We start from the raw sequence: 22,787 nt of genomic DNA on the forward strand, positions 1-22,787 counted from the left end.
AACAAGTTGCGGTGAGTGGATTCTATGAAGACGCTTCTCTCCCACACGTTACGGGTTGTTTCGGGACGCAACAGCATGAACGCGAACGGCGCGTGCTTCTTATATAGCGCGGCGGTTTTTGCGGCGTCGGCCGTCTCATCAAGTCACACTCTTCACATCTCCTATCATTCGCCGATCCAAGCGCACCCTCACTTGAACCCAAGCACCCTGCGCGCGGCAACGAGCGCAACGAAGCTCACCAGCGCGGCGAACATCAAGTAAAAACTCGGCGCGACCTTCTCGCCCGTCGCGCGAATCAGCCAAGCAATGATGAATGGCCCGAAGCCGCCAAAGATCGTCACCGCGATGTTGTAGGCGAGGGATAGTCCGGTCGTGCGCGTCGCAACCGGGAAGATTTCCGACAGCAAGCCCGGCAACGCCGCAAAATAACCGGTAACCATCACGCCCAAGGCTATTTGCACGGCAATCAGCGTCGCGGCGCTCGGCCGGGCGACGAGCCAGGCGAACGCGGGATAGACGAGCACGAGCATGAGGGCGGCCGACGTCAGCATCAGGCCTGTCCGGCCGATCCTATCGGACCAATGACCGACCACCGGCGAACCGATCATTTGGATCAGCCCTGTCAGCACGACGGCCGAAAACGCCACGGACGGAGGCAAACCCAACTGCTTCACGCCGTAGGTGGGCATGAACAGCACCAAGTAAGTAGCCACCGTGCCGAGCACGACGATGCCGATCGCAATCAAGAGCCGCACCTTCTGCCCGGCGAAGGTGTCTCGCAGCGGCGATGGGGTCGTTTCCGCGGCGAGAAATTCGGGGGACTCGTCGACATGCGAGCGAATGTAGTAAGCGATTGGCCCGAGCAGCAAGCCGAACACGAACGGCACACGCCAGCCCCAAGCCATCAACTGGTCGGGCGTGAGCGTGCCCGTGAGCACGGTGCCGAACACCGCCGCTAGCACGGTCGTGAGCCCCTGGCTCGCCACCTGCCAACTCGCGAAGAAGCCGCGCCGATGCGGCACGTGCTCTGCGAGAAATGCCGTCGCGCTGCCGAACTCGCCTCCGGCCGAGAAGCCCTGCATCAAACGCGCGAGCACAAGAATGAGCGGCGCGGCAATGCCGATCTGCTGGTAGGTCGGCAACACGACAATGATCGCAGTGCCCAGCATCATCAACAGAATCGAGAGCGTGAGGGCCGCTTTGCGCCCGGCGCGATCGGCATAAGCGCCGATCACGATCGCGCCGAGCGGACGCATGAAGAAGGACACGCCGAAGGTGCCGAGCGTGAGCAATAGTGAGACGGTGTCGTTGCCCGCGGGAAAGAACAACTTCGCGATAACGACCGCGAAAAAACCGTACACGACGAGATCGAACCACTCGAGCGCATTGCCGATCGAAGTCGCTACGACGGCGCGCCAGATATGGCCACGCGAAGTCATCGATGCTGCCGCCAACGTATCACTCATGCCTGTCTCCCGTTGAGGAATCATCGGCGCAGCGCCGCTTGCAGCGAAGGCCACGCCGTTGCGCCGAATTAGGTGCGTACACAACCAAATGCACCCCGCTTGGCGGCTGGCGCCAAGTATGGCCCGCAAAAATGCCACATGCAACGCGCCGATTCTCAGGGAACGAAAAAACCGCCCGAAGCGAAGGGCTCGCGGGCGGTTTTCGACTACGCGTTTGCGTGGCGGTCAAGCGGCTCCCCAGGGCGGCTGCACGCCGCTCGAGCCACGCCCGACCCGTCGGCCGGTGCGAACTTCGGCGCTTACTGCTTGATGCCCTCGGCTTGAATTTCGAGCTTGGTGTCCATGTTGAAACCGTACGTCTTGCCGAAATCGAGGCCGAATTCATCGCGCGGGAAATCGGTCGCAGCCTCGACGCCGCACACTTCGCGCTTGAGCATCGGATGCTGCATGCACTTGAACGATTCGATCTTCAGGTTCACGGGCTTGCTCACGCCGTGCAACGTCAACGTGCCGATCACTTCGACGGGCTTGTCGCCATCGAACTTGATTTGCGTGCCTTTGTAGGTTGCCTTCGGATATTGCTTCACGTCGAAGAAATTGGCCTCTTGCAAATGCTCGTTGAGCGTCGCATTGCCCGTGTCGATCGAAGCGGCGTCGATCGTCACGTCCACCGAGCCGGTTTTAGCCTTGCGATCGAGGGTGACCGTGCCCGTCGTCTTCGTGAATTTGCCGCGCCAGACGGACAGCCCGCCGAAGTGATCGGCGGCGAAGCTCGGGTAAGTGTGATTCGGATCGAGCTGATACGTGTCGGCCGCGAAGGCGGGGCTGAGCGAGGCGATCGAAGCAGCGGCCAACGCTGCGCTAATGAGCGTATGGATCTTCAATGGATTCTCCTGATGGGTAGCCGCCCGGCCGGGCGGCGAGCAAACGATGACGATGCAAGCCCGATGCGGTGAGACTTTCGCAGCGGCTTTACGACTTCTTGGGTACGACGATATGAAACTTGATGGTGACTTCGTCGGCGACCGTGGAGGTGTCTTTCCACTCGCCGGTGCCGACGTCGAACTTCAGGCGGCTGATCGGCACGGCGCCGTCGAATGTTTGCGCGCCGGCTTGCTGTGCAACCGTCATCGGGAACGTGACGGTCTGCGCTTTGCCTTTGATCGTGAGCGTACCCGTCACGTTGTATTTATTCGGCCCCGCCGAGGCGATCGACGACGACACGAACGTCGCCTTCGGGTACGTCTTGGCATCGAACCATTCTTTGCCGCGCACCTGTTCGTTGTAGCTGTCGTCGCCGAGGTCGTAGCTGCCGACGTCGACGCTCAACTGCGCGCTTGCCGCGGCCGGCTTGGCCGGATCGAAGCTCACTTTAGCGTCGAACTTCTTGAACTTGCCTTCGACCGGCACGTTCATTTGTTTGGAGATGGCGCTGATCGTGCTCTTAGCCGCATCCGCCTGCGCAAAGGCGAGGCTCGTGGCCGCCATCGAGGCGGCCGCGAATGCGGCGATCATGTAGCGGTAAAACGAAGCTTTCATAACGGTCCTTCCTGGTTGACGTCGTTTTTCTTTCAGGTTGCTTGCGGGCGGCGCAGGCAGGCGGCGGCATCGGATCGATCTCGCTAACGAACCGACTCTATCTCGGCTTTATTTCAAAAACGGCAGCATCCGAGACAGCAAGCGGTCTCGATCGACCCACTGATGCTTGAGCGCGGCGCCTACGTGGGCCAGCACGAGCGCCGCCAAGGTGTAGTTCAGAGCGAGGTGCGCCGTCTTGAACACCGCCTTGAGCGTCGGATCGGGCGCGATCAACCGCGGCAGCGGTACGATGCCGAGATAGACGACCGGCACGTTCGACGCCGAGCTGAACAAATAGCCGGTGATCGGGATGACGATCATCAGCACGTACAGCAACGCATGAACGAGGTGCGCGGCCGTCCGCTGCCACGCTGGCGTGCCGAGCGGCAATGGCGGCGCGCGGTGCGTGGCGCGCCACAGAATGCGCAGCGTCGCGAGGGCGAACACCGTCACCCCGATCCACTTGTGCCACGAGACGTAACGCAGCTTGGCCGGCGTGAAGCCGTGAATGCTCGTCATGATCCAGCCGAGCGCGAAGCCGCAGATCATCAGCGCGGCAATGAGCCAATGCAAGCTGATCGCCGTGGACGTATAACGCTCGTCGTAATCGACGGTAAACAAATCGCGGTGTGTCATTGCCATGCTACGAATAGGGTATGGTCGTCATGCTACCCGAAGCCGCTCATTCTTGCGGGGCGGCGCCCGGCGCGCAAAACGTCCAGACGACGGCCGAGCGTGGCGCGAAAGTTGCCCCTGTCCACCCTGCAATGCAATGGGTTGTGCCGGCCGGATCGCCTCGCGGACGTGCGCATTGCACCCCATTTGGTAAGATGGACGCGGGTTTGCGGGGTATCGGCGAGTTTCCGAGCCGCGCGCCGAAGGCTCCGGTCTATGAAGTCGACACGCAACGCTTATGAACCGAAACGACCTCATTGCATGCCACGACTGCGACGCACTGTTGCGAAAATCGCTTCATTGCGTGAAGGGAAGCGCCCGGTGCCCGCGCTGCGATGCATTGCTCTATCGCCCGAGCGCGGTTCAACTCGAGCGGATCAGCGCGCTCACGCTCGCCGCCTTGTTCACGTTCCTCATCGCCCAGGGCTTCCCGATCGTCGAATTGGAACTGAACGGCGTGACGTCCCAGACAACGCTGGCCGGCGCGCTCGTCGCCCTATGGAACGAAGGGATGGAGCTCGTCGCGGTGGCCGTGTTTTGTTCGACAATCCTGTTTCCGCTGATCGAATTGACCGCGCTGCTCTATGTGTTGATGCCGATCCGCGCCGGGGTCGTGCCGCCGGGCTTCAATCTCGTGCTGCGTGCCATTCAATTCGTGCGGCCCTGGGGGATGATCGAAGTCTTGATGCTCGGCATCCTCGTGACCATCGTGAAAATGACGAGCCTTGCGCGCGTGGTCCCGGAAGCCGCGCTATTCGCATTCGGCGCGTTGACGCTGATGCTGGCCGTCGTCGTGCTGTTCGATCCGCGCGCCCTGTGGGACATCGCCGACGGCATCGAGCAACGCAGGTCTCGCAACGCCAAGGGGCGGCGCGATGCTACGGCGCTCGCCTCGCCCCCGCACCGAAGCACGCACGCGCCATGAAATATCTGAGCGCCGCCCGTGCCGGCATGATCGGCTGCCACGCCTGCGGACAAGTGCAGACGCGCGAAGCGGCAACGCGCGTGCGGCCCGCGCAGCGCTGCGCTCGATGCGGCGCGACGCTTCATGTGCGCAACCCCGGCAGCATCACACGCACTTGGGCGCTGCTCATCGCCGCCGCGATTCTCTACATCCCCGCCAATCTGCTGCCGGTGCTGCACACCGCGTCCCTGTTCGGCAACGAGGACGACACCATCATGAGCGGCGTCGTCTACTTCTGGGTATCGGGCGATTGGCCGCTCGCCGTGATCGTCTTCGTCGCGAGCATCCTCGTGCCGATGCTCAAACTGAGCGTGCTTGCGCTGCTCGCATGGACCACGCAGCGCGGCTCCGACTGGCGCCCGCTCGAGCGCACCAAGCTCTATCGCATCGTGGAGCGCATCGGACGATGGTCGATGCTCGACGTGTTCGTCGTGACGCTGACCGTCGCGCTCGTGCGCTTCAAGTCGCTGGCGGTCATCACCGCGGGTTGGGGTGCGCTCGCCTTCGCCTGCGTCGTCGTGCTCACGATGATGGCGGCGCTCCAATTCGATCCGCGCTTGATCTGGGATTGCGCAGAGGCGCGGAACGAACGTTCTTCGACGAGAAACACTCCATGAATAGCCCGCACGGACAGAGCCCTTCCCCGAACGGCGGCCCGCCGCAAGGCCCCGAGCTGCCGCCCGATTTGCCCGAGCCCGTCGTCGCGCCGCGCGGCGGTTGGCTGCCGTCGCTGGTCTGGCTGGTGCCGCTCGTCGCGGCGCTCATCGGTATCGCGCTCGTCGCCAAATCCGTGCTCGATCGCGGCCCCACGATCACCATCAGCTTCACGACCGCCGAGGGGCTAGAACCGGGCAAGACGAAGGTCAAGTACAAGGACGTCGACATCGGCTCGGTGAAGACGATTCGGCTCTCGCGCGATCATTCGCGCGTTCTGGTTTCGGTGCAGCTCACCAAGGAAGCCGAGGACTTCGCGGTGGAAGACACGCGGTTTTGGATCGTGCGTCCGCGCATCGGCACGACCGGCATCACGGGACTCGGTACCTTGCTGTCGGGCTCCTATATCGGCGTCGATGCGGGCCGCTCGCACGAATCGCAATCGGACTTCGTCGGTCTGGAAAAACCGCCTGCCGTCACGGGCGACCAGAAAGGGCGCCGCTTCTCTTTGCACGGCGCTTCGCTCGGATCCATCGACATCGGCTCGCCCGTCTATTACCGGCGCGTGCAGGTGGGACAAGTCGTCGGTTTCTCGCTCGATCGGGACGGCACGGGCGTGTCGATCGATGTGTTCATCGATTCGCCCTACGATCAATACGTCGGCCTCAATTCGCGTTGGTGGCACGCCAGCGGAGTCGATCTGCGGCTCGATTCGAACGGCCTCAAGCTGAACACGCAATCGCTCGCCACCGTCGTGATCGGCGGCCTCGCGTTTCAGTCTCCGCCGGGTGAGCGCGCCGGCAAGGAAGCGCCCGACGACACGGTCTTCACGCTGGCGGCAAACGAGGGCGATGCGATGCGCGCCCCCGACGGACCGCCGCTCACCGTCGTCATGAACTTCAATCAGTCGCTGCGCGGCCTGTCGGTCGGCGCAACGGTCGATTTCCGCGGTATCGAACTGGGCGAGGTCACGGCTATCGGCGTTCACTACGATCCGAAGGCGCGCGACTTCACGATGCCGGTCACGATGAATCTGTACCCGGACCGCCTCGGCCAGAAGTTCCGAGAATCGGTGGAGCGCGGCGGCGAAGCGGCGGGCAAGGAGTTACTGCGCACCCTCGTCGCGCACGGATTGCGCGGCCAATTGCGCACCGGTAATTTGCTGACGAACCAACTCTACGTAGCGCTCGATCTGTTCCCGAAAGCGAAGCCGGTCTCGATCGACGTCAACCGCGAGCCGTTTGAGCTGCCGACGGTGCCCAATGCGCTCGAAGAGCTGCAGGTGCAAGTGGCCGACATCGCGAGAAAGCTCGATCAAATCCCGTTCGACGAACTGAGCAAGAATCTGAACGGCACGCTGCAAAGCGCGAACAGCCTGTTCAAGCAACTCGACACGCAGTTGGCGCCGCAGGCGCGCGAGACGCTGGCGGCGGCTCAGCGCACCTTCGGCGCGGCGCAGTCCACGCTGCAGCAGGACTCGCCGCTGCAGTCGGACATGCATCAGGCGCTGACGCAGCTCACGCAGACGCTGCAGACGCTCAATGCGCTCGCCGACTATCTCGAACGCCATCCGGAATCGCTGCTGCGCGGCAAAAACAAGGATCCGAAACAGCCATGAAGCCCGACCGATTCGCTTTCATCGCGCGCCCGGCCGCATCGGCCGCCGTCTGCGCCGCGCTGGTCGGCGCGACGCTTCTATCGGGTTGCGCCTCGCCGCCCGAGAGCCGGTTCTATACGCTCGGCGCGGGTGCGGATGCCGCGCCGCCCACCGCCAACGAAGCGCCCAAGCCCGCGCTTCTGATCGAAGTGCCGACGGTGCAGATGCCCGCGCAAGTCGCGCGCAATCAGCTCGTTGTGCAAGACGACGCGACGCGCGTGACCGTGCTCGAGCAGGAACGTTGGGCCTCCCCCCCAGCCGATGAATTGCGGCGTGCGCTCTCGGGCGATCTGGCGGCGCGGCTCGGGACCTTCGACGTGTTCGGCTCGCCGCACCCGGAGAACGTGCCTGTCTATCGGATCGCCGTGAACGTGCGCCGGTTCGAATCGTGGCCCGGCTCGCGGGCCGTGCTCGATACCGTTTGGAGTGTGCGCTCACTGCGCACGCATGCCGTGGTGACATGCAATACTGTCGAAACCGAAACCGTCGGGCCCGGTTACGATGCGCTCGTTGCGGGGCATCGACGCGCGATCGGCAAGCTCGCCGATACGATTGCGTCGACCGTGCGGGCGTTGGCGTCGAGCGGACGCGAGCCCGTGCTGGGCGCCGACGCGTGCGCCGTTGGGGCGCCTTCGACGGTCAAGGGCGGGGGGACCTCGTAGCAACGCGGCCTCAGCCGAGCGCCGCCGCGTACAATGACGCCTTTGCACGCTCGGTTTCCCCCATGTCCTCCCCCACTGCGTTCGATTTTTTTGCCCCCTGCCCACGCGGGCTCGAAGCCGCGCTCGCCGCCGAACTCGCGGAGATTGCGCAGCGCTTGCCGAGCGCGGCCGGCGCGCCGCGCTTCGAAGCGGGCGCGCAAGTGCCGGGCGGCGTCCATTTCCGCGGGGGTTGGGCAGAAGGCATGGCGGCGAATCTGCATTCGCGCATCGCGAGCCGCGTGCTGCTCAAGATTGCCGAGCGGCCCTATCGCAATGAGCAAGACATTTACGCGCTGGCGGCCGAGCAGCAGTGGGAACGCTGGTTTTCGGCGAACGAGACGTTGCGGGTGGACGTCACGGCCATCAAATCGCCGCTGCGCAGCCTCGAATTCGCGACTCTGCGCGTGAAAGACGCCGTCTGCGATCGCTTGCGCAGCGTCAGCGGCGCGCGCCCGAGCGTCGACACGGCGCAGCCGGACGTGCGCATCTTCGCGTTCCTGACCGCCACGGCCTGCACGCTCTACCTCGATACCTCGGGCGAACCGCTGTTCAAACGCGGCTGGCGCCTGGATAAAGGCGCCGCGCCGCTGCGCGAGAACTTGGCGGCGGGAATCCTGCGCGTAACCGGTTGGACGCCCGGCACGCCGCTCTACGATCCGATGTGCGGCAGCGGCACGTTCATCGCCGAGGCCGCGCAGATTGCGCTCGGCGTCGCCCCCGGCGTGGAACGCCGCTTCGGTTTCGAAAAGCTCAAACAGTACGACGTGTCGGCCTGGCAAGCGATGAAGGTGGCCGCCCTAGACGCAAAGCGCGTCGCGAGCACAAGCCGCGCGCAAATGCCGATCTTCGGCAGCGACATCTCGGGCGACATGCTCGAGAAAGCCCGCGCGAACTTGGCTCGCGCCGGCGTGCCCGGCCTTTGGCTCAAGCAGCTCGACGCGCGCGCGATCGTGCCGCCGACCGACGAGCCGGGCATCATCGTCGCGAACCCGCCTTACGGCGAGCGCATTGCAGTGCGCGGACGCGGCCCGCGCGGCGAACTGCGCGAGCCGCGTCACGGCGGCCGCGACCCGGGCGTCGAATCGTTCAGCCGCGCCCAGCCCGATGCTGCCGACAGCGAATTCTTCCGCGCCTTCGGCGATGCGCTCAAACAGCGCTTCACCGGCTGGCGCGCCTTCGTCTTGACTGCCGATCGCTCGCTTCCGGGACAAATGCGGTTGCGCGAATCGACGAAGACCCCTCTGTTCAACGGCGCGCTCGAATGCCGGCTGTTCCGTTTCGATCTCGTGGCGGGCAGCGTCAAGGCGCGCCCGGCGCAGCAAGACCCGCAGGACGCGGCCGGCGAGTAACGCCGCTCGCCAGGTGACACGCTCCGCAAAATAGGGACAAGCTGCTGACAGAACGTTGTCAGCAGCGCCGGCGCAGACTCTCTCCTACGCCAACCGGCGCCTTGCCCAGCTTGCTTCCCCACCTTCGACGGAGACTGTCATGACAGCTGTTGCCACTGCCACGCGCGTGCTTGCCTGGTTCGAAATTCCCGCACTCGATTTCGCGCGCGCCGTGCGCTTCTACGAGGCCGCGCTCGACGCTCCGCTGCGACGCGAAGTGTTCGGCGGCATGCCTATGGCCGTATTCGCGCACGAAGACGAAGCGACGGGCGGTGCGATCGTCTGCAACCCGCGCGATATGCGTCCGTCGGTAACGGGCGACGGCGTCGCCGTCTACTTGAACGCCGAACCCACTCTGCAAGCCACCCTCGATCGAATCGAGCCGGCCGGCGGCAAGATCGACGGCTCGATCGTCGAATTGCCGAACGACATCGGGTACATCGCCTTCTTCTTCATCGATACGGAGGGCAACCGGGTCGGCCTGCATTCGCGGCATCTGCGTTGAGCATTACACTTGCGCCATGAGCCGACGCGCCGATCGCTTGTTCCAAATCGCTGAATTGCTGCGGGGCCGGCGTTTGACGACCGCGCAGCAATTGGCCGAATGGCTGCGGGTATCGCAGCGCACCGTGTATCGGGATGTGCGCGACCTGCAGTTGTCGGGCGTGCCGATCGAGGGCGAAGCCGGCATTGGCTACCGGCTCAGCCGCTCGGCCAGCCTGCCGCCGTTGACTTTTACGGCCGAGGAGCTGGCGGCGCTGGCGGCGGGCGCGCGCATGATCGAGACCTGGGGCGGCGCAGCGCTCGCTAGCGGAGCGCGCAGCGCGCTGGCGAAAGTGGCTTCGGCCATGCCGGCCGATAAACGTGCGACGCTCGAGCGGCTTGCCGTGTTCGCACCGTCGTTTCACATCGATCGCGAGTTTTCGGAGAAGGTCGATACGCTGCATCGCGCCGTCGATACGCGCCACATCGTCAGCTTCGCCTACCGGGACCGCCAAGGCGCTTGCACGCAGCGGCGCATCTGGCCGCTCAGTCTCGTTTATTGGGGCGGACGCTGGACCGTCGGCGCTTGGTGCGAGCTACGTGGCGATTTCCGCAATTTCGACATCGCGCAAATGACGAGCGTCGAGCAGAACGAATCGTTTCCAGACATCGAAGGACGGCGGCTCGCCGATTACCTACGGCGTGTCGAAGCCCCTTCGGAGCACAAGGCATCGCAAACGCGCTCACGGTGAAAACCTAGCGAGCGCTCGAGCCAACCGCTGGGTCCGAAACGGCGGACTGATCGGGGCCGTCTTTGCGGCGCCGGTTGCCTCGCAAACAGCAACCGCAACCGGCGCGCACCTCACTCGACGGCCTTCACCATGTCTTCGATGACTTTCTTGGCGTCGCCGAAGACCATCATCGTCTTGTCCATATAGAAAAGCTCGTTGTCGAGCCCCGCGTACCCCGCCGCCATCGACCGCTTATTGACGATCACAGTGCGCGCCTTGTAGGCCTCGATGATCGGCATGCCGGCAATCGGCGATTTCGGATCGTTCTTGGCCGCGGGATTGACGACATCGTTAGCGCCGAGCACGAGCACGACATCCGTCTGACCGAACTCGTTGTTGATGTCCTCCATCTCGTAGACGAGGTCGTACGGCACTTCCGCCTCGGCGAGCAGCACGTTCATGTGTCCCGGCATCCGGCCCGCGACCGGGTGGATGGCGTAACGCACGTCCACGCCCTTCTCGATGAGCTTGTCGGTCAGTTCCTTGAGCGCATGCTGCGCGCGCGCCACGGCCAAGCCATAGCCGGGCACGATGACGACCGATTCCGCATTGCCGAGCATGAACGAGGCGTCTTCGGCCGAACCCGACTTCACGGGCCGCTGCTCCGCCGTCCCGCCCGCAGCCGCCGCGCCCGGCTCCGCACCGAACCCGCCGAGCAACACGTTGAAGAACGAGCGATTCATCGCATGGCACATGATGTACGACAGGATCGCGCCCGAGGAACCGACGAGCGAGCCTGCGATGATCAGCATCGCGTTGTTCAGCGAGAAGCCGATACCTGCCGCCGCCCATCCCGAATAGGAGTTCAGCATCGACACGACGACCGGCATGTCTGCGCCGCCGATCGGGATGATGATGAGCACCCCGAGCGCGAACGCGATGAGCGTCATGATGATGAACGGCAGCCACGATTGCGTCAGGAAAAAGATGATGCCGAAGCCGAGCATGCCGAGCGCGAGCATCAGATTGATCAGATGCTGGCCCGGATAGACGACTGGCGCCCCCTGAAACAAGCGGAACTTGTATTTACCCGACAGCTTGCCGAACGCGATGACCGAACCGCTGAACGTGATGGCGCCGACGAACGTGCCGATGAACAACTCGATGCGGTTGCCGTAGGGCAAGAAGCTCGCGTCGGGCGCATCGGCCGGGACGAGCCCGAACGCGGCCGGCTCGCTGACGACGGCATACGCGATTGCCACGGCGGCCAAACCGATGAGCGAGTGCATGGCTGCAACGAGTTCGGGCATCTTCGTCATTTCGACGCGCGCCGCGACATAGGCGCCCACGGCCCCGCCGACGACGAGCGCCGCGAACAGCAAGCCGAGCCCGAGCGCGAGATTGGACCCGAGCAGCGCCGCCTGCCTGACGATGAGCACGATCGTGGTCAGGATCGCGATCGCCATGCCGGCCATGCCGAATACATTGCCGGCGCGCGCGCTCTTCGGATTGGACAGCCCCTTGAGCGCTTGAATGAAACAGACCGACGCGAGCAGATACAGCAGCGTGACGACGTTCATGCTCATTTACGCCCCCCCCTTCTTCGTCTCTTTCTTCGGCTCTTTTTTCTTGAACATCTCGAGCATGCGCCGCGTCACGAGAAAGCCGCCGAACACGTTGACGGCTGCAAGCAGCACGGCGAACGTGCCGAAGAACTTGCCCGGGCCGCCGATGGTGAGACCGGTTGCGAGCATGGCGCCGACGATCACGATGGCCGAAATCGCGTTGGTCACGGCCATGAGCGGCGTATGCAGCGCCGGCGTCACATTCCAAACCACGTGATAGCCGACATAGACGGCCAGCACGAAGATGATCAGATTGATGACGGTATGGTTGATGATTTCCATCGCCTCGCTCCTTATGCCGGCTTGCGGGTCACGGCGCCGTCGCGGGCCAGCAACGTGGCCGCGACGATGTCGTCGTTCATGTCGATGTTCAGCGCACCCTCCTTCGTGACGATCAACTTCAGGAAGTCGAACAGATTGCGCGCATAGAGCGAGGATGCGTCGGCGGCGACCATCGCAGGCAGATTCGTATGGCCCACGATGGTGACCCCGTGCTTGGTCACGACCTTATCGGGCTCGGTGAGCGGGCAATTGCCGCCGCGCACGCCCGGCATGCCGGCCAGCTCTGCCCCACGGCCTGCGGCCAAATCGACGACGACCGAACCGGGGCGCATGGCCTGCACCGTTTCGGGCGGCAACAGCGTGGGCGCGTCGCGCCCGGGAATCAATGCCGTCGTGATGACGATGTCGGCCGCCTTGGCGCGCTCGTGAACGGCCGCCGACTGGCGCGCAAGCCACGAGGGCGGCATGGGCCGCGCGTAGCCGCCAACGCCTTCGGCCGCTTCGCGCTCCTCCTGCGTCTCGAAAGGCACGTCGAGGAACTTCGCGCCGAGCGATTCGATTTGCTCTTTGACGGCGGGGCGCACGTCGGAGGCCTCGATCACGGCGCCAAGGCGCCGCGCCGTGGCGATCGCCTGCAAGCCCGCGACGCCGGCGCCGAGAATCAGCACGCGCGCGGCTTTGACGGTGCCCGCGGCCGTCATCAGCATCGGCATGAAACGCGGATAGAGATCGGCGGCAATCAGCACGGCCTTGTAGCCCGCTATGTTCGCTTGCGAGGACAAGACGTCGAGGCTCTGTGCGCGCGTCGTGCGCGGCGCGGCTTCGAGCGCGAACGCCGTGAGGCCCGCTTGCGCGATGCGCTCGGCGTTGGCGGCGTTGAACGGATCGAGCATGCCCACCAATACGGCGCCGCGCTTGACCAACGCAAGCTCGGTTTCGCTGGGCGACTGCACTTTGAGGACGAGATCGGCGCCCAACGCCGCGTCGGCTTCGACAAGTTCGGCGCCGGCGGCTGCGTAAGCGTCGTCGGTGAAGCTGGCGGCCGCTCCCGCGCCGCGCTCGATCGTGACGCGATGCCCTGCTTGGACGTATTTCTTCACCGTCTCGGGCGTCGCGGCGACGCGCGCTTCGTGCGCATGCGTCTCGGCTGGCACTCCGATGTGCATCGTTGAATCCTCCTCACCTGCTCGTGATTGAAGCGAAGATGGGCCGACGATGCTGCGCCGACTCCATCGTTTGAATACGACTACACGGCTGCAAGAGAACGCTGGGCCGCGCCCAGTAGGCGCTCTGCTCGCGGGCAGGCCCCTTGGAGACGGCGCCACGCGCGCCTGGCACGGCCACGGCACGCTGAGCGTCACTTTAACCGAAGTCGCCCCGACTCGAAAAAAATCGGTGCCACAAAGCAGTAGGCCGCCCAATGGCATCGAGCAGCCTCGATCCGCAGCAGCCACCTCAAGCCGTTGCGCCCGCGATCCAGTGGTCAGCGAGCACCGCACGCAGTGCCGCGTGCGAGCGCGCCCGGCAGCGCCGCGCGCCAACCGGTAAAATGGCGCCCATGAAACAGGAACGCTGGGCGCCCCACGTAACCGTGGCGGCAGTCGTCGAACGAGAAGGCCGTTTTCTGGTCGTCGAGGAGCAAACGTCCGAAGGTTTGCGCATCAATCAGCCGGCTGGGCACCTGGAGCCGGGCGAGACGCTGACGCAAGCCGTCGTGCGCGAAACGATCGAGGAAACCGCGCACCGCTTCGTGCCGCAAGCGCTCGTCGGCGCTTACTTGATGCATGTCGATCGCCCCGACGGCCGAGCCGCCACCTACCTGCGCTTCACGTTTTGCGGCCGGCCCGAGCCGGTGGCGCCCGCGGGCGCGCTCGACGAAGGCATCGTGCGCACGTTGTGGCTCACGGCCGAAGAGTTGCGGGACTGTCGCGAGCGGCATCGCACGCCGCTCGTCATGCGCTCGCTCGACGATTACCTCGCGGGCCGGCGTTTTCCGCTCGACTTCGTGCATACGCACTCGGTCGGGCCTTCCAACGGCAAGTAACAGCCAAGCAGTCGGTCATTCGTAATGGGTAAGCAAAGAGTCGTGGTGGGCATGTCGGGCGGCGTCGATTCGTCGGTGACCGCGTGGCTGCTCAAGGAAGCCGGGTACGACGTCGTCGGCCTGTTCATGAAGAACTGGGAAGACGACGACGACAGCGAGTACTGCTCCACGCGGCAGGACTGGATCGACGTCGTCTCGGTGGCCGATTTGATCGGCATCGACGTCGAAGCCGTCAATTTCGCGGCCGAGTACAAGGAGCGCGTGTTCTCGGAATTCCTGCGCGAATATTCGGCCGGCCGCACGCCGAATCCGGACGTGCTCTGCAACGCCGAAATCAAGTTCAAGGCGTTCCTCGATCACGCGATGGCGCTCGGCGCCGAGACCATCGCGACGGGCCACTATGCGCGCGTGCGCGAGGTGGAGGGCCGCTTCGAGTTGCTCAAGGCGAAGGACCTCACGAAAGACCAGTCCTATTTCCTGCATCGGCTGAACCAAGCCCAACTGTCCAAGACGCTCTTCCCGCTGGGCGAGATTCCAAAGACGGAAGTGCGCGCGATCGCGGCATCGATCGGCCTGCCCAATGCGAAGAAAAAGGATTCGACGGGCATTTGCTTCATCGGCGAGCGGCCGTTTCGGGATTTTCTCAATCGCTACCTGCCCACCCAGCCGGGACCGATGAAAACGCCGGACGGCGCGGTCGTGGGCGAGCACGTGGGGCTCGCGTTCTATACGCTCGGGCAGCGCAAGGGGATCGGGATCGGCGGGAGCAAGGCTGGCAGCGGCGAGCCCTGGTTCGTCGCCGGCAAGGACATGGCGGCGAACACACTTTACGTCGTGCAGGGGCACGACCACGATTGGCTGCTCTCGCGCACGCTCGTTGCCGGCAATACGAGTTGGGTATCGGGCGCCGCCCCCGAGCCGGGCATGCGCTTCGGCGCGAAAACACGGTATCGGCAAGCCGACGCGCCGTGCGCGTTCGCCGGCGTGCAAGCGCGCGGCGACGGCGAACGCTTCACCCTGGCATTCGACGAAGCGCAATGGGCCGTCACGCCCGGCCAGTCCGCCGTGCTCTACGACGGCGACGTATGCCTCGGCGGAGGGATCATCGAATCGGCGCAGACGGGCGCTAGCGCCACTTCGAGCGCAAATGCGCGCGTGGCAATGCCGGCGGGGTGAGCCAGGCGACGCTCACGCCGCCGGCTCGACGGCAGCCTTCGCATACGATTCGCGTTCGATTTCGACGACTTGCACGGAAAGCTGAAGGTGAACGCCCGAAGGCGCGCCGCAGCGCGCCTTCAGTACGGACAGCAGGCGCTCCGACAACGCGCGTCGAGTCTCGAGCGTACGCCCGCTCAGTATCGAAAGCGTCGCATGAACGAACGCGCGGGGCTCACTCGACGTTCCGACCTGAAATGCGTCGCGCCGCACGCAGCGGCTCTTGATGTCGATTTCAACGGCAAAATGGCCGGACGTAGCCAGCGATTCGTTGAGCGCGAGCAAAGTGGCCGCGGCGTCGAAGGCGCTGAGGTTTGCTGAGTACTCGAGTGTCAAGTGAGGCATGGGTTAGGTGTAAGTGTCGATGGTTGTCGGCCAAGGCCGCGCATCCGGCTAGCGAACGCGCGACGCGATCATAGCCGCCTCTGGATTCGGATAGCGTGGCAACCCTGCGATCGACAAGGTCGCTTTACAATCGGCGGCCCCTCGGCGATACCCGGCCAGCCGCGCCGACGGCATACGCAGGGGATGCGCTCTGACGCCGGCCCGCCGCCGCACTTGGTCGTTCCCGATTAAACTGGCGCTCTTTTCGCCCGCGGCAACCGCTGCGGTCGCGGCGTTCGCCGTTCAGGACAGGAGCCCGTTGATGTTTTCTCGACGCTATTTCGCGCTCTGGTGCGCGCTGCTGCTCGCTTGCGCCGGCGCCATCCTAGCCGCTCGGCACACGATTTCGTGGCTTTGGCTGCTGATCCCCGCCGTCCTGATCGCCGTCGGCATCTTCGATCTGCGTCAGGCGCGTCACAGCATCTTGCGCAACTACCCGATCGCGGGCCACCTCCGGTTTTTCTTCGAATTCATTCGCCCCGAGATCCGGCAGTACTTCGTCGAAGACGACACCGAGGAAAAACCGTTCTCGCGCGCGCAACGCAGCATCGTCTATCAACGTGCTAAGAACGAACCGGACAGCCGGCCCTACGGCACCGAACTCGACGTCAAGGCGGTGGCGCATGAATGGATCAGCCATTCTCTGGCGCCCACCAAGCTCGCCACGCACGACTTTCGCATCGTCGTCGGGCCGGATCGCGCGCAGCCGTACTCGATGTCGATCTTCAACATCTCGGCGATGAGTTTCGGCGCGTTGTCGGCCAATGCGATCCGAGCGCTGAACCTAGGCGCGAAGAAAGGCGGATTCGCGCACGACACGGGCGAAGGCTCGCTCTCGAAACATCACCGCGAGCACGGCGGCGACATCATCTGGGAGATTGCCTCGGGTTATTTCGGCTGCCGCAACCAGGACGGCACGTTCAGCGCCGAGAAATTCGCGAGCCAAGCGCGCGACCCGCAGGTGAAGATGATCGAGGTCAAGCTCTCCCAGGGCGCCAAGCCCGGACACGGTGGCGTGCTGCCAGCCGCCAAAGTCACCCCCGAGATCTCGGAGGCGCGCGGCGTGCCGATGGGTCAAGACTGCATCTCGCCGGCCTCGCATAGCGCATTCTCGACGCCGCGCGGCCTGCTCGAATTCGTCGATCGGCTGCGCACGCTCTCGGGCGGCAAACCGACCGGGTTCAAGCTCTGCATCGGCCACCCGTGGGAGTTCTTCGCGATCGCGAAAGCCATGATCGAGACGGGCATCGTGCCCGACTTCATCGTCGTCGACGGCGCCGAAGGCGGCACCGGCGCCGCACCGCTGGAATTCACCGACCATATCGGCGTGCCGCTGCAAGAGGGGCTGCTGCTCGTGCACAACACGCTCGTCGGCGTCGGCTTGCGGGAAAAGATCCGCATTGGGGCGAGCGGGAAAATGATCACTGCCTTCGACATCGCGCGCACCCTTGCGATCGGGGCCGATTGGGTCAACTCGGCGCGCGGCTTCATGTTCGCGGTGGGTTGCATCCAGGCGCAAACCTGCCACTCGGGGCGCTGCCCCACGGGCGTGGCGACGCAAGACAGCGTGCGTCAGCGCGCGCTCGTCGTGCCGGATAAATCCGAGCGCGTCTTCAACTTCCATCGCAACACCCTGCATGCGCTGCAAGAGATCGTGCAAGCCGCCGGGCTCGAGCACCCGTCGCAGTTGCGCGCGCACCATATCGTGCGCCGCGTGTCGTCGCACGAAGTGCAGTTGATGTCGGAATTGCTCAAATACCTCGAGCCGAACGACCTCGTCAACGGCAACTACCGCTACTCGCTCTACGAAAAATGGTGGCCGCTCGCGAGCAGCGATTCGTTCGCCCCGAAAGCGCTCGCCCCCATGACGGCGGCCTGACCTCCAAGCGCGCCGGCTTGGCGCAAACGCGCGCCCCAACGCAGGCGCCCTTCGACCGAAGCGCGCGACGCACCACTACGACATCACACGGCCCACCGCACCGGCTAGCGCCGGGCGACGGGTCAATTGGGATCGGGTTGCGTGTCGACGAACGATTGCCGTTGCGCCAGCTTGGCGAAATGCTTGTCCAAGTTCGGATATTTCTCGCGCCAATCCAAATCGGGCATGCGGAAGTCGAGATAACCGAGTGCGCAGCCGACGGCGACATCGGCCAACGTATAGTGATTGTTCGCGCACCACGGCTTGCCGGCGAGCCCTTGCGACATCGCCACGAGCCCCTCGTCGATTTTGCGTTGCTGGCGCGCCACCCATCCTTCGCTGCGTTGGCTTGCGTCGCGCTGGGTCCCCTCGAGCCGGATCAGCACGGCCGCGTCCAGCATGCCGTCGGCAAGCGCCTCCCAGCAGCGCACTTCGACACGCTCTCGGCCAGACTGCGGAATCAGCTTTCCAACCGGCGAAAGCATATCGACATACTCGCAAATCACGCGCGAATCGAATACGGCTTCCCCATCTTCCATCACCAGGCACGGCACCTTGCCGATGGGATTGAACGTATGAATGGTCGACTCGGGCGACCAGACATCCTCGAGCACGAATTGATAGTCGATCTTCTTTTCGGCGAGCACGATCCGCGCCTTACGGACGAAGGGGCTCGCCAGCGAACCGATTAATTTCATCATCTGCCTTTCTCTCATGAAAACACCGGACCACCCTCGAAACGGCTTTTGCGTCCACCGCGTCGTGCGCGCGGCGCGCTTGCGCTGCGCCGGCCACGAGGGCCTCGCGCAACGCCAGTCGGGCAGGCCCGCTGAAGTGCGAGAAAGAGTATAACGTCGCCGACGCCCAAAACGGCGTGTGCCGGCGCCAACATGTCTATTCGGCCGCCATCTCGCCGCCGCGCGCGCGGCCGGGCCGCTGCAATTGAGCAGTACAATCGCGCCATGAACACGCCGACCGAATTTCCCATCGCCGTCTCCGTCTACCAAGCCCGGCGCGAGCGCCTGCTCGCGGCCATGCGCGCCGCGGGCGGCGGCGTCGCGCTCGTGCCGACGGCGCCCGAAGCGCTGCGCAACCGCGATACCGACTATCCGTACCGCCACGACAGCTATTTCTATTACCTGAGCGGCTTTACCGAGCCGCAGTCGTTCGTGGTCCTCGATGCGACCGCGCAGGCAGGCGAGCCGGCCTCGATCCTGTTTTGCCGGACGAAAGACGCCGAACGCGAAACGTGGGAGGGATTCCACTACGGCCCCGAGGCGGCGCGCGAAGCATTCGGCTTCGACGCCGCGTTTCCGATCGAGGCGCTCGACGCTCAACTGCCGCGCATCATCGGCGACGCCCCGGCGCTCTTTTACGGCTTCGGCCGCTCGGGCGAGCTCGACGGCCAAGTGCGGCGCTGGCTCGACGCGGTCCGCGCGCAGAGCCGCAGCGGCATCGTTCCGCCACTGAAGCTCATCGACTTGATGCCGATGCTCGACGACATGCGCCTCGTCAAAGAAGAGCACGAACTGGCAATCATGCGCGAGGCCGCACGTATTTCCGCTCAAGGGCACAGGCGGGCCATGCAGGCATGCCGTCCGGGCATGCGCGAGTTCGAGCTCGAGGCCGAGCTGCTTTACACGTTCCGCCGCCACGGCGCCCAGGCGCCGGCGTACGGGTCGATCGTCGCGGCAGGCGCCAACGCGTGCGTGTTGCACTACCCCGCCGGCAATGCCGTGCTGCGCGACGGCGACCTCGTGCTGATCGACGCCGCCTGCGAACTGGACGGCTACGCCTCCGACATCACGCGCACGTTCCCGGCGAACGGCCGTTTCTCGGGGCCACAGCGCGAGTTGTACGACATCGTGCTGGCCGCGCAGCAGGCAGCGATCGACGCCACCCGCCCCGGCGTGAGCTTCGAAGCGCCGCACGACGCGGCCGTGCGCGTGCTCGCGCAAGGGTTGCTCGATACCGGCATCGTCGATCGCAGCAAGTTCTCGACGGTCGACGATGTCGTCGCCGAGCGCGCCTACTCGCGCTTTTACATGCATCGCACGGGCCATTGGATCGGCATGGACGTGCATGACTGCGGCGACTACCGCGAGCGCACGGCCCTGCCCGACGCCGAAGGCGCGCTGCCCTGGCGGACGTTGCGTGCATCGATGGCGCTGACGATCGAGCCCGGGCTGTACGTGCGCGCCGCGGCCGACGTGCCCGAAGCCTATTGGAACATCGGCATCCGCATCGAGGACGACGCGATCGTCACCGAGGACGGCTGCGTGCTGATCACGCGCGACGTGCCGGTCGAAGCCGACGCGATCGAAGCGCTCATGCGCGAGGCCGGCCAGGAACCCAGCGCGGTGTAAGCCATGAGCGACGTTCGCCCCTTGCCCAGTCCGCATGAATTCGACGTGACGATCGTCGGTGCGGGGCCTGTCGGCCTCGCGCTGGCAGCCTGGCTCGCGCGGCGCAGCGCGAGCGCGGCGCTTTCGGTTGCGCTCGTCGACGCGCGCGAGCCCGAGGCGGCCGCAGGCGACCCGCGCGCAATCGCCATCTCCGAAGGCAGCCGCATGCTGCTCGAGCCGTTCGGCGCCTGGCCGGCAGACGCCAATGCGATCGAGCGCATCCATGTTTCCCAGCGCGGCCGCTTCGGCCGCACGTTGATCGAGCGCGCCGAGCACCGCTTGCCGGCGCTCGGCTATGTGGCGCGCTACGGCTCGATCGTCCATGCCTTGGCGCTCGCCGTGCGCCGCACCCAGACGCATTGGTTCACGCCTTGCCGCGCGTTGCCGCCGCAGGTGAACGCCGGCAATGAATTCGTGACGTTGCCGATCCAAAGCGCGCATGTGCAGCGAACGCTGCGCACGCGTGTGCTGATCAACGCCGAGGGCGGGCTTTACGGCGAGGCCTCGACCGCCAAGCGCGCTACGCGCGACTACGGCCAAACCGCCATTGTCGGCATCGTCAGCGTATCGGCCCCGCAACCGCACGTGGCGTGGGAGCGCTTCACGGACGAAGGCCCCATCGCCCTGCTGCCAATGGGCGGCGTGCGGCACGCCGACTACGCGCTCGTCTGGTGCATGCAGCCGGCGCAGGCGGCGCGCCGCGGCGCACTATCCGACGCGCAGTTGCTGACCGAACTGGGCGCAGCCTTCGGCGAGCGCATGGGCCGCTTCGAATCGATCAAGGGGCGTGCGGCGTTCCCGCTCGGGCTTGTCGCGGCGCACACGCTGGTCGAAGGGCGCATGGCCTCTATCGGCAATGCGGCGCAAACGCTGCATCCCGTCGCCGGGCAGGGGCTCAACTTGGGACTGCGCGACGCACACGCGCTTGCCGACGCGCTGGCTCACGCGGGCGCGACGCCCGAAGCACTGGCCGAATTCGCGCGCAGACGCGCGCTCGACCGCCGCCTAACGATCGGGGCAACGGATACGCTCGCGCGGCTCTTCACGGTCGACTTCGGCCCGCTCGCGGCCTTGCGCGGCCTTGCCTTGACCGCCCTGGAGTGCCTGCCTCCGGCGAAAATGGCGCTCGCGCGGCAGATGATGTTCGGCCAACGGCGCTAGCCCGGCCGGTCCGATCTTACGGCTGGCCCGCCGCCCGGCCATGTCGTTCGTACCGGCCCGGCGCGCGCTCGGTCCACGGTTAACGGTAAAATGCGCGTTTCCCTGGTCGCCTTCCCGCGCCCGCGCCACCGCCGCGCGGGCAGCCGCTCCTTTTCATGATGCCTACGCTCGGCTCGCACACTCTGCGCAACAACCTTTTCGTCGCCCCGATGGCGGGCGTGACGGATCGGCCGTTTCGTCAGCTTTGCAAACGGCTCGGCGCGGGCTATGCGGTGTCGGAAATGGTCGCGTCCAACGCCCAGTTGTGGAAAAGCGAGAAGACCATGCGCCGCGCGAACCATGCGGGCGAGGTCGAACCGATCGCCGTGCAAATTGCCGGAGCCGATCCGTCGATGATGGCCGAGGCGGCCCGCTACAACGTTCAAAACGGCGCGCAGATCATCGACATCAACATGGGCTGCCCAGCCAAGAAGGTGTGTAACGTCGCAGCCGGATCGGCGCTGTTGCAAAACGAGCCGCTTGTCGTGCGCATTGTCGAGGCCGTGGTGAATGCCGTGGGCATCGGCCCCGACGCGGTGCCCGTGACGCTGAAAATTCGCACGGGTTGGAACCGCGAGAACCGCAATGCGGTGTGCATCGCGCAACTGGCCGAGGCCGCTGGCGTGTCGATGCTGACGGTCCACGGGCGCACACGCGCCGATCTCTACCACGGCGAAGCCGAGTACGACACGATCGCGGCCGTGAAAGCGGCCGTACGCATTCCGGTCGTCGCGAACGGCGACATCGATTCGCCGCCCAAGGCGCGCGCCGTGCTCGCCGCGACGGGCGCCGACGCCATCATGATCGGCCGGGCGGCGCAAGGCCGGCCGTGGCTGTTTCGGGAAATCGAGCATTTTCTGGCGACGGGCGAATTGCTGCCGCCGCCGCGCATCGCCGAAATTCGGCAAGTGATGAACGAGCACCTCGAAGATCACTATGCGTTTTACGGCGAGTTTACGGGCGTGCGCACGGCGCGCAAGCACATCGGCTGGTACACTCGCGGCCTTTCCGGCGCCAATTCCTTCCGGCACCGGATGAACACGCTCGATACCACACGCGACCAGCTCGACGCCGTCAACGCATTTTTCGACGAGCAAGAGTCCCTGTCGGACCGTCTCGTCTACGTGGACGAGGCCTCCGAAGGCGCCGAGCCGAACCGAAACGAACCCTTAGCAGCATGAGCAAGCACAATATCGAACAATGCGTCCGCGACAGCCTGGGCATGTACTTCCAGGATCTCGACGGCGCCAATCCGCACGACGTCTATGACATGGTCATGTCATGCGTCGAGAAACCGATGCTCGAGGTGGTGCTCGAGCGGGCCGGCGGCAATCAGTCGCTGGCCGCCGATTACCTCGGCATCAACCGCAACACGTTGCGCAAGAAACTGCAGCAGCATGGGCTGCTGTAACGCGCA

22 protein-coding genes and 1 pseudogene are annotated in these 22,787 nt (G+C 65.1%); 14 read left to right on the forward strand and 9 right to left on the reverse strand.

Going from position 1 to position 22,787, the window contains the following annotated elements:
* Window positions 1-188: 188 nt before the first annotated feature.
* The 4 genes from MMB74_RS13345 to MMB74_RS13360 all read right to left on the reverse strand — a co-directional run bounded on the left by MMB74_RS13345 (window position 189) and on the right by MMB74_RS13360 (window position 3,680).
* A complete protein-coding gene (locus tag MMB74_RS13345) occupies window positions 189-1,466 on the reverse strand; it encodes an MFS transporter (protein ID WP_277429117.1) in 1,278 nt (425 codons plus the stop codon).
* A gap of 299 nt (window positions 1,467-1,765) precedes the next feature.
* The gene (locus MMB74_RS13350) at window positions 1,766-2,344 is read right to left on the reverse strand and encodes a YceI family protein (RefSeq protein ID WP_277429257.1); all 579 of its coding nucleotides are present in this window, start codon (window positions 2,342-2,344) and stop codon (window positions 1,766-1,768) included.
* 94 nt (window positions 2,345-2,438) lie between these two features.
* Window positions 2,439-3,005 (reverse strand): YceI family protein, encoded by a 567-nt coding sequence (locus MMB74_RS13355; protein WP_277429118.1) that lies wholly within the window; start codon window positions 3,003-3,005, stop codon window positions 2,439-2,441.
* A 108-nt stretch (window positions 3,006-3,113) separates the two neighbouring features.
* Complete coding sequence (locus tag MMB74_RS13360; RefSeq protein ID WP_277429119.1) at window positions 3,114-3,680, reverse strand: cytochrome b; 567 nt, start codon at window positions 3,678-3,680, stop codon at window positions 3,114-3,116.
* A gap of 277 nt (window positions 3,681-3,957) precedes the next feature.
* Between MMB74_RS13360 and MMB74_RS13365 the strand changes: the two genes are divergently transcribed.
* The 7 genes and pseudogenes from MMB74_RS13365 to MMB74_RS13395 all read left to right on the forward strand — a co-directional run.
* Window positions 3,958-4,644 (forward strand): paraquat-inducible protein A, encoded by a 687-nt coding sequence (locus MMB74_RS13365; RefSeq protein ID WP_277429120.1) that lies wholly within the window; start codon window positions 3,958-3,960, stop codon window positions 4,642-4,644.
* Window positions 4,641-5,300, forward strand: a complete 660-nt coding sequence (locus tag MMB74_RS13370) for a paraquat-inducible protein A (protein ID WP_277429121.1) — start codon at window positions 4,641-4,643, stop codon at window positions 5,298-5,300. Before MMB74_RS13365 ends, MMB74_RS13370 begins: the two co-directional genes overlap by 4 nt.
* On the forward strand, window positions 5,297-6,955 hold the full coding sequence (locus MMB74_RS13375) for an MlaD family protein (RefSeq protein WP_277429122.1): 1,659 nt from the start codon (window positions 5,297-5,299) through the stop codon (window positions 6,953-6,955). Before MMB74_RS13370 ends, MMB74_RS13375 begins: the two co-directional genes overlap by 4 nt.
* Entirely contained in the window at window positions 6,952-7,656 is a 705-nt protein-coding gene (locus MMB74_RS13380) for a PqiC family protein (RefSeq protein ID WP_277429123.1), read from the forward strand. The genes MMB74_RS13375 and MMB74_RS13380 overlap by 4 nt, the downstream gene beginning before the upstream one ends.
* A gap of 62 nt (window positions 7,657-7,718) precedes the next feature.
* Complete coding sequence (locus MMB74_RS13385) at window positions 7,719-9,044, forward strand: class I SAM-dependent RNA methyltransferase (protein ID WP_277429124.1); 1,326 nt, start codon at window positions 7,719-7,721, stop codon at window positions 9,042-9,044.
* A gap of 139 nt (window positions 9,045-9,183) precedes the next feature.
* Window positions 9,184-9,588 carry a VOC family protein gene (locus tag MMB74_RS13390; RefSeq protein WP_277429125.1) on the forward strand — a complete coding sequence of 135 codons (405 nt, stop codon included), beginning with the start codon at window positions 9,184-9,186 and terminating at the stop codon, window positions 9,586-9,588.
* Window positions 9,589-9,601: 13 nt separating this feature from the next.
* Window positions 9,602-10,318: pseudogene (locus MMB74_RS13395) on the forward strand (YafY family protein); the annotation flags it as partial.
* Between the two features lie 110 nt (window positions 10,319-10,428).
* On the opposite strand, the gene MMB74_RS13400 reads toward MMB74_RS13395, so the two are convergent.
* Genes MMB74_RS13400 through MMB74_RS13410 form a run of 3 tightly spaced genes read right to left on the reverse strand, consistent with a single transcriptional unit; the run spans window position 10,429 to window position 13,370 of the window.
* The gene (locus MMB74_RS13400; protein WP_277429127.1) at window positions 10,429-11,883 is read right to left on the reverse strand and encodes an NAD(P)(+) transhydrogenase (Re/Si-specific) subunit beta; all 1,455 of its coding nucleotides are present in this window, start codon (window positions 11,881-11,883) and stop codon (window positions 10,429-10,431) included.
* Window positions 11,884-12,204 carry a proton-translocating transhydrogenase family protein gene (locus MMB74_RS13405; RefSeq protein ID WP_277429128.1) on the reverse strand — a complete coding sequence of 107 codons (321 nt, stop codon included), beginning with the start codon at window positions 12,202-12,204 and terminating at the stop codon, window positions 11,884-11,886. It lies immediately after the preceding gene.
* An 11-nt stretch (window positions 12,205-12,215) separates the two neighbouring features.
* Complete coding sequence (locus tag MMB74_RS13410) at window positions 12,216-13,370, reverse strand: Re/Si-specific NAD(P)(+) transhydrogenase subunit alpha (protein ID WP_277429129.1); 1,155 nt, start codon at window positions 13,368-13,370, stop codon at window positions 12,216-12,218.
* A gap of 392 nt (window positions 13,371-13,762) precedes the next feature.
* Between MMB74_RS13410 and MMB74_RS13415 the strand changes: the two genes are divergently transcribed.
* Window positions 13,763-14,248: an NUDIX hydrolase gene (locus tag MMB74_RS13415; protein ID WP_277429130.1), complete on the forward strand. Its 486-nt coding sequence runs from the start codon at window positions 13,763-13,765 to the stop codon at window positions 14,246-14,248.
* Between the two features lie 24 nt (window positions 14,249-14,272).
* Window positions 14,273-15,424, forward strand: a complete 1,152-nt coding sequence (mnmA, locus tag MMB74_RS13420; RefSeq protein ID WP_277429131.1) for a tRNA 2-thiouridine(34) synthase MnmA — start codon at window positions 14,273-14,275, stop codon at window positions 15,422-15,424.
* 12 nt (window positions 15,425-15,436) lie between these two features.
* Here the strand turns inward: mnmA and MMB74_RS13425 are convergent, their stop codons facing one another.
* Window positions 15,437-15,808: a 5-carboxymethyl-2-hydroxymuconate Delta-isomerase gene (locus tag MMB74_RS13425; protein WP_277429132.1), complete on the reverse strand. Its 372-nt coding sequence runs from the start codon at window positions 15,806-15,808 to the stop codon at window positions 15,437-15,439.
* 301 nt (window positions 15,809-16,109) lie between these two features.
* Between MMB74_RS13425 and MMB74_RS13430 the strand changes: the two genes are divergently transcribed.
* A complete protein-coding gene (locus MMB74_RS13430; RefSeq protein ID WP_277429133.1) occupies window positions 16,110-17,726 on the forward strand; it encodes an FMN-binding glutamate synthase family protein in 1,617 nt (538 codons plus the stop codon).
* A gap of 122 nt (window positions 17,727-17,848) precedes the next feature.
* On the opposite strand, the gene MMB74_RS13435 is transcribed toward MMB74_RS13430, so the two are convergent.
* Complete coding sequence (locus tag MMB74_RS13435) at window positions 17,849-18,466, reverse strand: glutathione S-transferase C-terminal domain-containing protein (protein WP_277429134.1); 618 nt, start codon at window positions 18,464-18,466, stop codon at window positions 17,849-17,851.
* A gap of 261 nt (window positions 18,467-18,727) precedes the next feature.
* On the opposite strand from MMB74_RS13435, the gene MMB74_RS13440 reads away from it, so the two are divergent.
* From MMB74_RS13440 to MMB74_RS13455, 4 genes are all read left to right on the forward strand, one after another.
* A complete protein-coding gene (locus tag MMB74_RS13440; protein WP_277429135.1) occupies window positions 18,728-20,131 on the forward strand; it encodes an aminopeptidase P N-terminal domain-containing protein in 1,404 nt (467 codons plus the stop codon).
* Between the two features lie 3 nt (window positions 20,132-20,134).
* Complete coding sequence (locus tag MMB74_RS13445) at window positions 20,135-21,331, forward strand: UbiH/UbiF/VisC/COQ6 family ubiquinone biosynthesis hydroxylase (protein WP_277429136.1); 1,197 nt, start codon at window positions 20,135-20,137, stop codon at window positions 21,329-21,331.
* Between the two features lie 158 nt (window positions 21,332-21,489).
* On the forward strand, window positions 21,490-22,551 hold the full coding sequence (dusB, locus tag MMB74_RS13450) for a tRNA dihydrouridine synthase DusB (protein ID WP_277429258.1): 1,062 nt from the start codon (window positions 21,490-21,492) through the stop codon (window positions 22,549-22,551).
* On the forward strand, window positions 22,548-22,781 hold the full coding sequence (locus MMB74_RS13455; protein WP_102609481.1) for a Fis family transcriptional regulator: 234 nt from the start codon (window positions 22,548-22,550) through the stop codon (window positions 22,779-22,781). Before dusB ends, MMB74_RS13455 begins: the two co-directional genes overlap by 4 nt.
* The last annotated feature ends 6 nt before the right edge of the window (window positions 22,782-22,787 follow it).

Origin of the sequence: Trinickia sp. Y13 (assembly GCF_029522115.1) — a bacterium.
Classification (GTDB): Bacteria; Pseudomonadota; Gammaproteobacteria; order Burkholderiales; family Burkholderiaceae; genus Trinickia.

Coding starts and splice junctions, on each gene's coding strand:
- MMB74_RS13370 (WP_277429121.1), top strand. CDS start 4,641: ATGAAATATCTGAGCGCCGCCCGTGCCGGCATGATCGGCTGCCACGCC.
- MMB74_RS13445 (WP_277429136.1), top strand. CDS start 20,135: ATGAGCGACGTTCGCCCCTTGCCCAGTCCGCATGAATTCGACGTGACG.
- MMB74_RS13440 (WP_277429135.1), top strand. CDS start 18,728: ATGAACACGCCGACCGAATTTCCCATCGCCGTCTCCGTCTACCAAGCC.
- MMB74_RS13360 (WP_277429119.1), bottom strand. CDS start 3,680: ATGACACACCGCGATTTGTTTACCGTCGATTACGACGAGCGTTATACG.
- MMB74_RS13410 (WP_277429129.1), bottom strand. CDS start 13,370: ATGCACATCGGAGTGCCAGCCGAGACGCATGCGCACGAAGCGCGCGTC.
- MMB74_RS13355 (WP_277429118.1), bottom strand. CDS start 3,005: ATGAAAGCTTCGTTTTACCGCTACATGATCGCCGCATTCGCGGCCGCC.
- mnmA (WP_277429131.1), top strand. CDS start 14,273: ATGGGTAAGCAAAGAGTCGTGGTGGGCATGTCGGGCGGCGTCGATTCG.
- MMB74_RS13345 (WP_277429117.1), bottom strand. CDS start 1,466: ATGAGTGATACGTTGGCGGCAGCATCGATGACTTCGCGTGGCCATATC.
- MMB74_RS13435 (WP_277429134.1), bottom strand. CDS start 18,466: ATGATGAAATTAATCGGTTCGCTGGCGAGCCCCTTCGTCCGTAAGGCG.
- MMB74_RS13390 (WP_277429125.1), top strand. CDS start 9,184: ATGACAGCTGTTGCCACTGCCACGCGCGTGCTTGCCTGGTTCGAAATT.
- MMB74_RS13455 (WP_102609481.1), top strand. CDS start 22,548: ATGAGCAAGCACAATATCGAACAATGCGTCCGCGACAGCCTGGGCATG.
- MMB74_RS13365 (WP_277429120.1), top strand. CDS start 3,958: ATGAACCGAAACGACCTCATTGCATGCCACGACTGCGACGCACTGTTG.
- MMB74_RS13380 (WP_277429123.1), top strand. CDS start 6,952: ATGAAGCCCGACCGATTCGCTTTCATCGCGCGCCCGGCCGCATCGGCC.
- MMB74_RS13430 (WP_277429133.1), top strand. CDS start 16,110: ATGTTTTCTCGACGCTATTTCGCGCTCTGGTGCGCGCTGCTGCTCGCT.
- MMB74_RS13425 (WP_277429132.1), bottom strand. CDS start 15,808: ATGCCTCACTTGACACTCGAGTACTCAGCAAACCTCAGCGCCTTCGAC.
- MMB74_RS13375 (WP_277429122.1), top strand. CDS start 5,297: ATGAATAGCCCGCACGGACAGAGCCCTTCCCCGAACGGCGGCCCGCCG.
- MMB74_RS13385 (WP_277429124.1), top strand. CDS start 7,719: ATGTCCTCCCCCACTGCGTTCGATTTTTTTGCCCCCTGCCCACGCGGG.
- MMB74_RS13405 (WP_277429128.1), bottom strand. CDS start 12,204: ATGGAAATCATCAACCATACCGTCATCAATCTGATCATCTTCGTGCTG.
- MMB74_RS13400 (WP_277429127.1), bottom strand. CDS start 11,883: ATGAGCATGAACGTCGTCACGCTGCTGTATCTGCTCGCGTCGGTCTGT.
- dusB (WP_277429258.1), top strand. CDS start 21,490: ATGCCTACGCTCGGCTCGCACACTCTGCGCAACAACCTTTTCGTCGCC.
- MMB74_RS13415 (WP_277429130.1), top strand. CDS start 13,763: ATGAAACAGGAACGCTGGGCGCCCCACGTAACCGTGGCGGCAGTCGTC.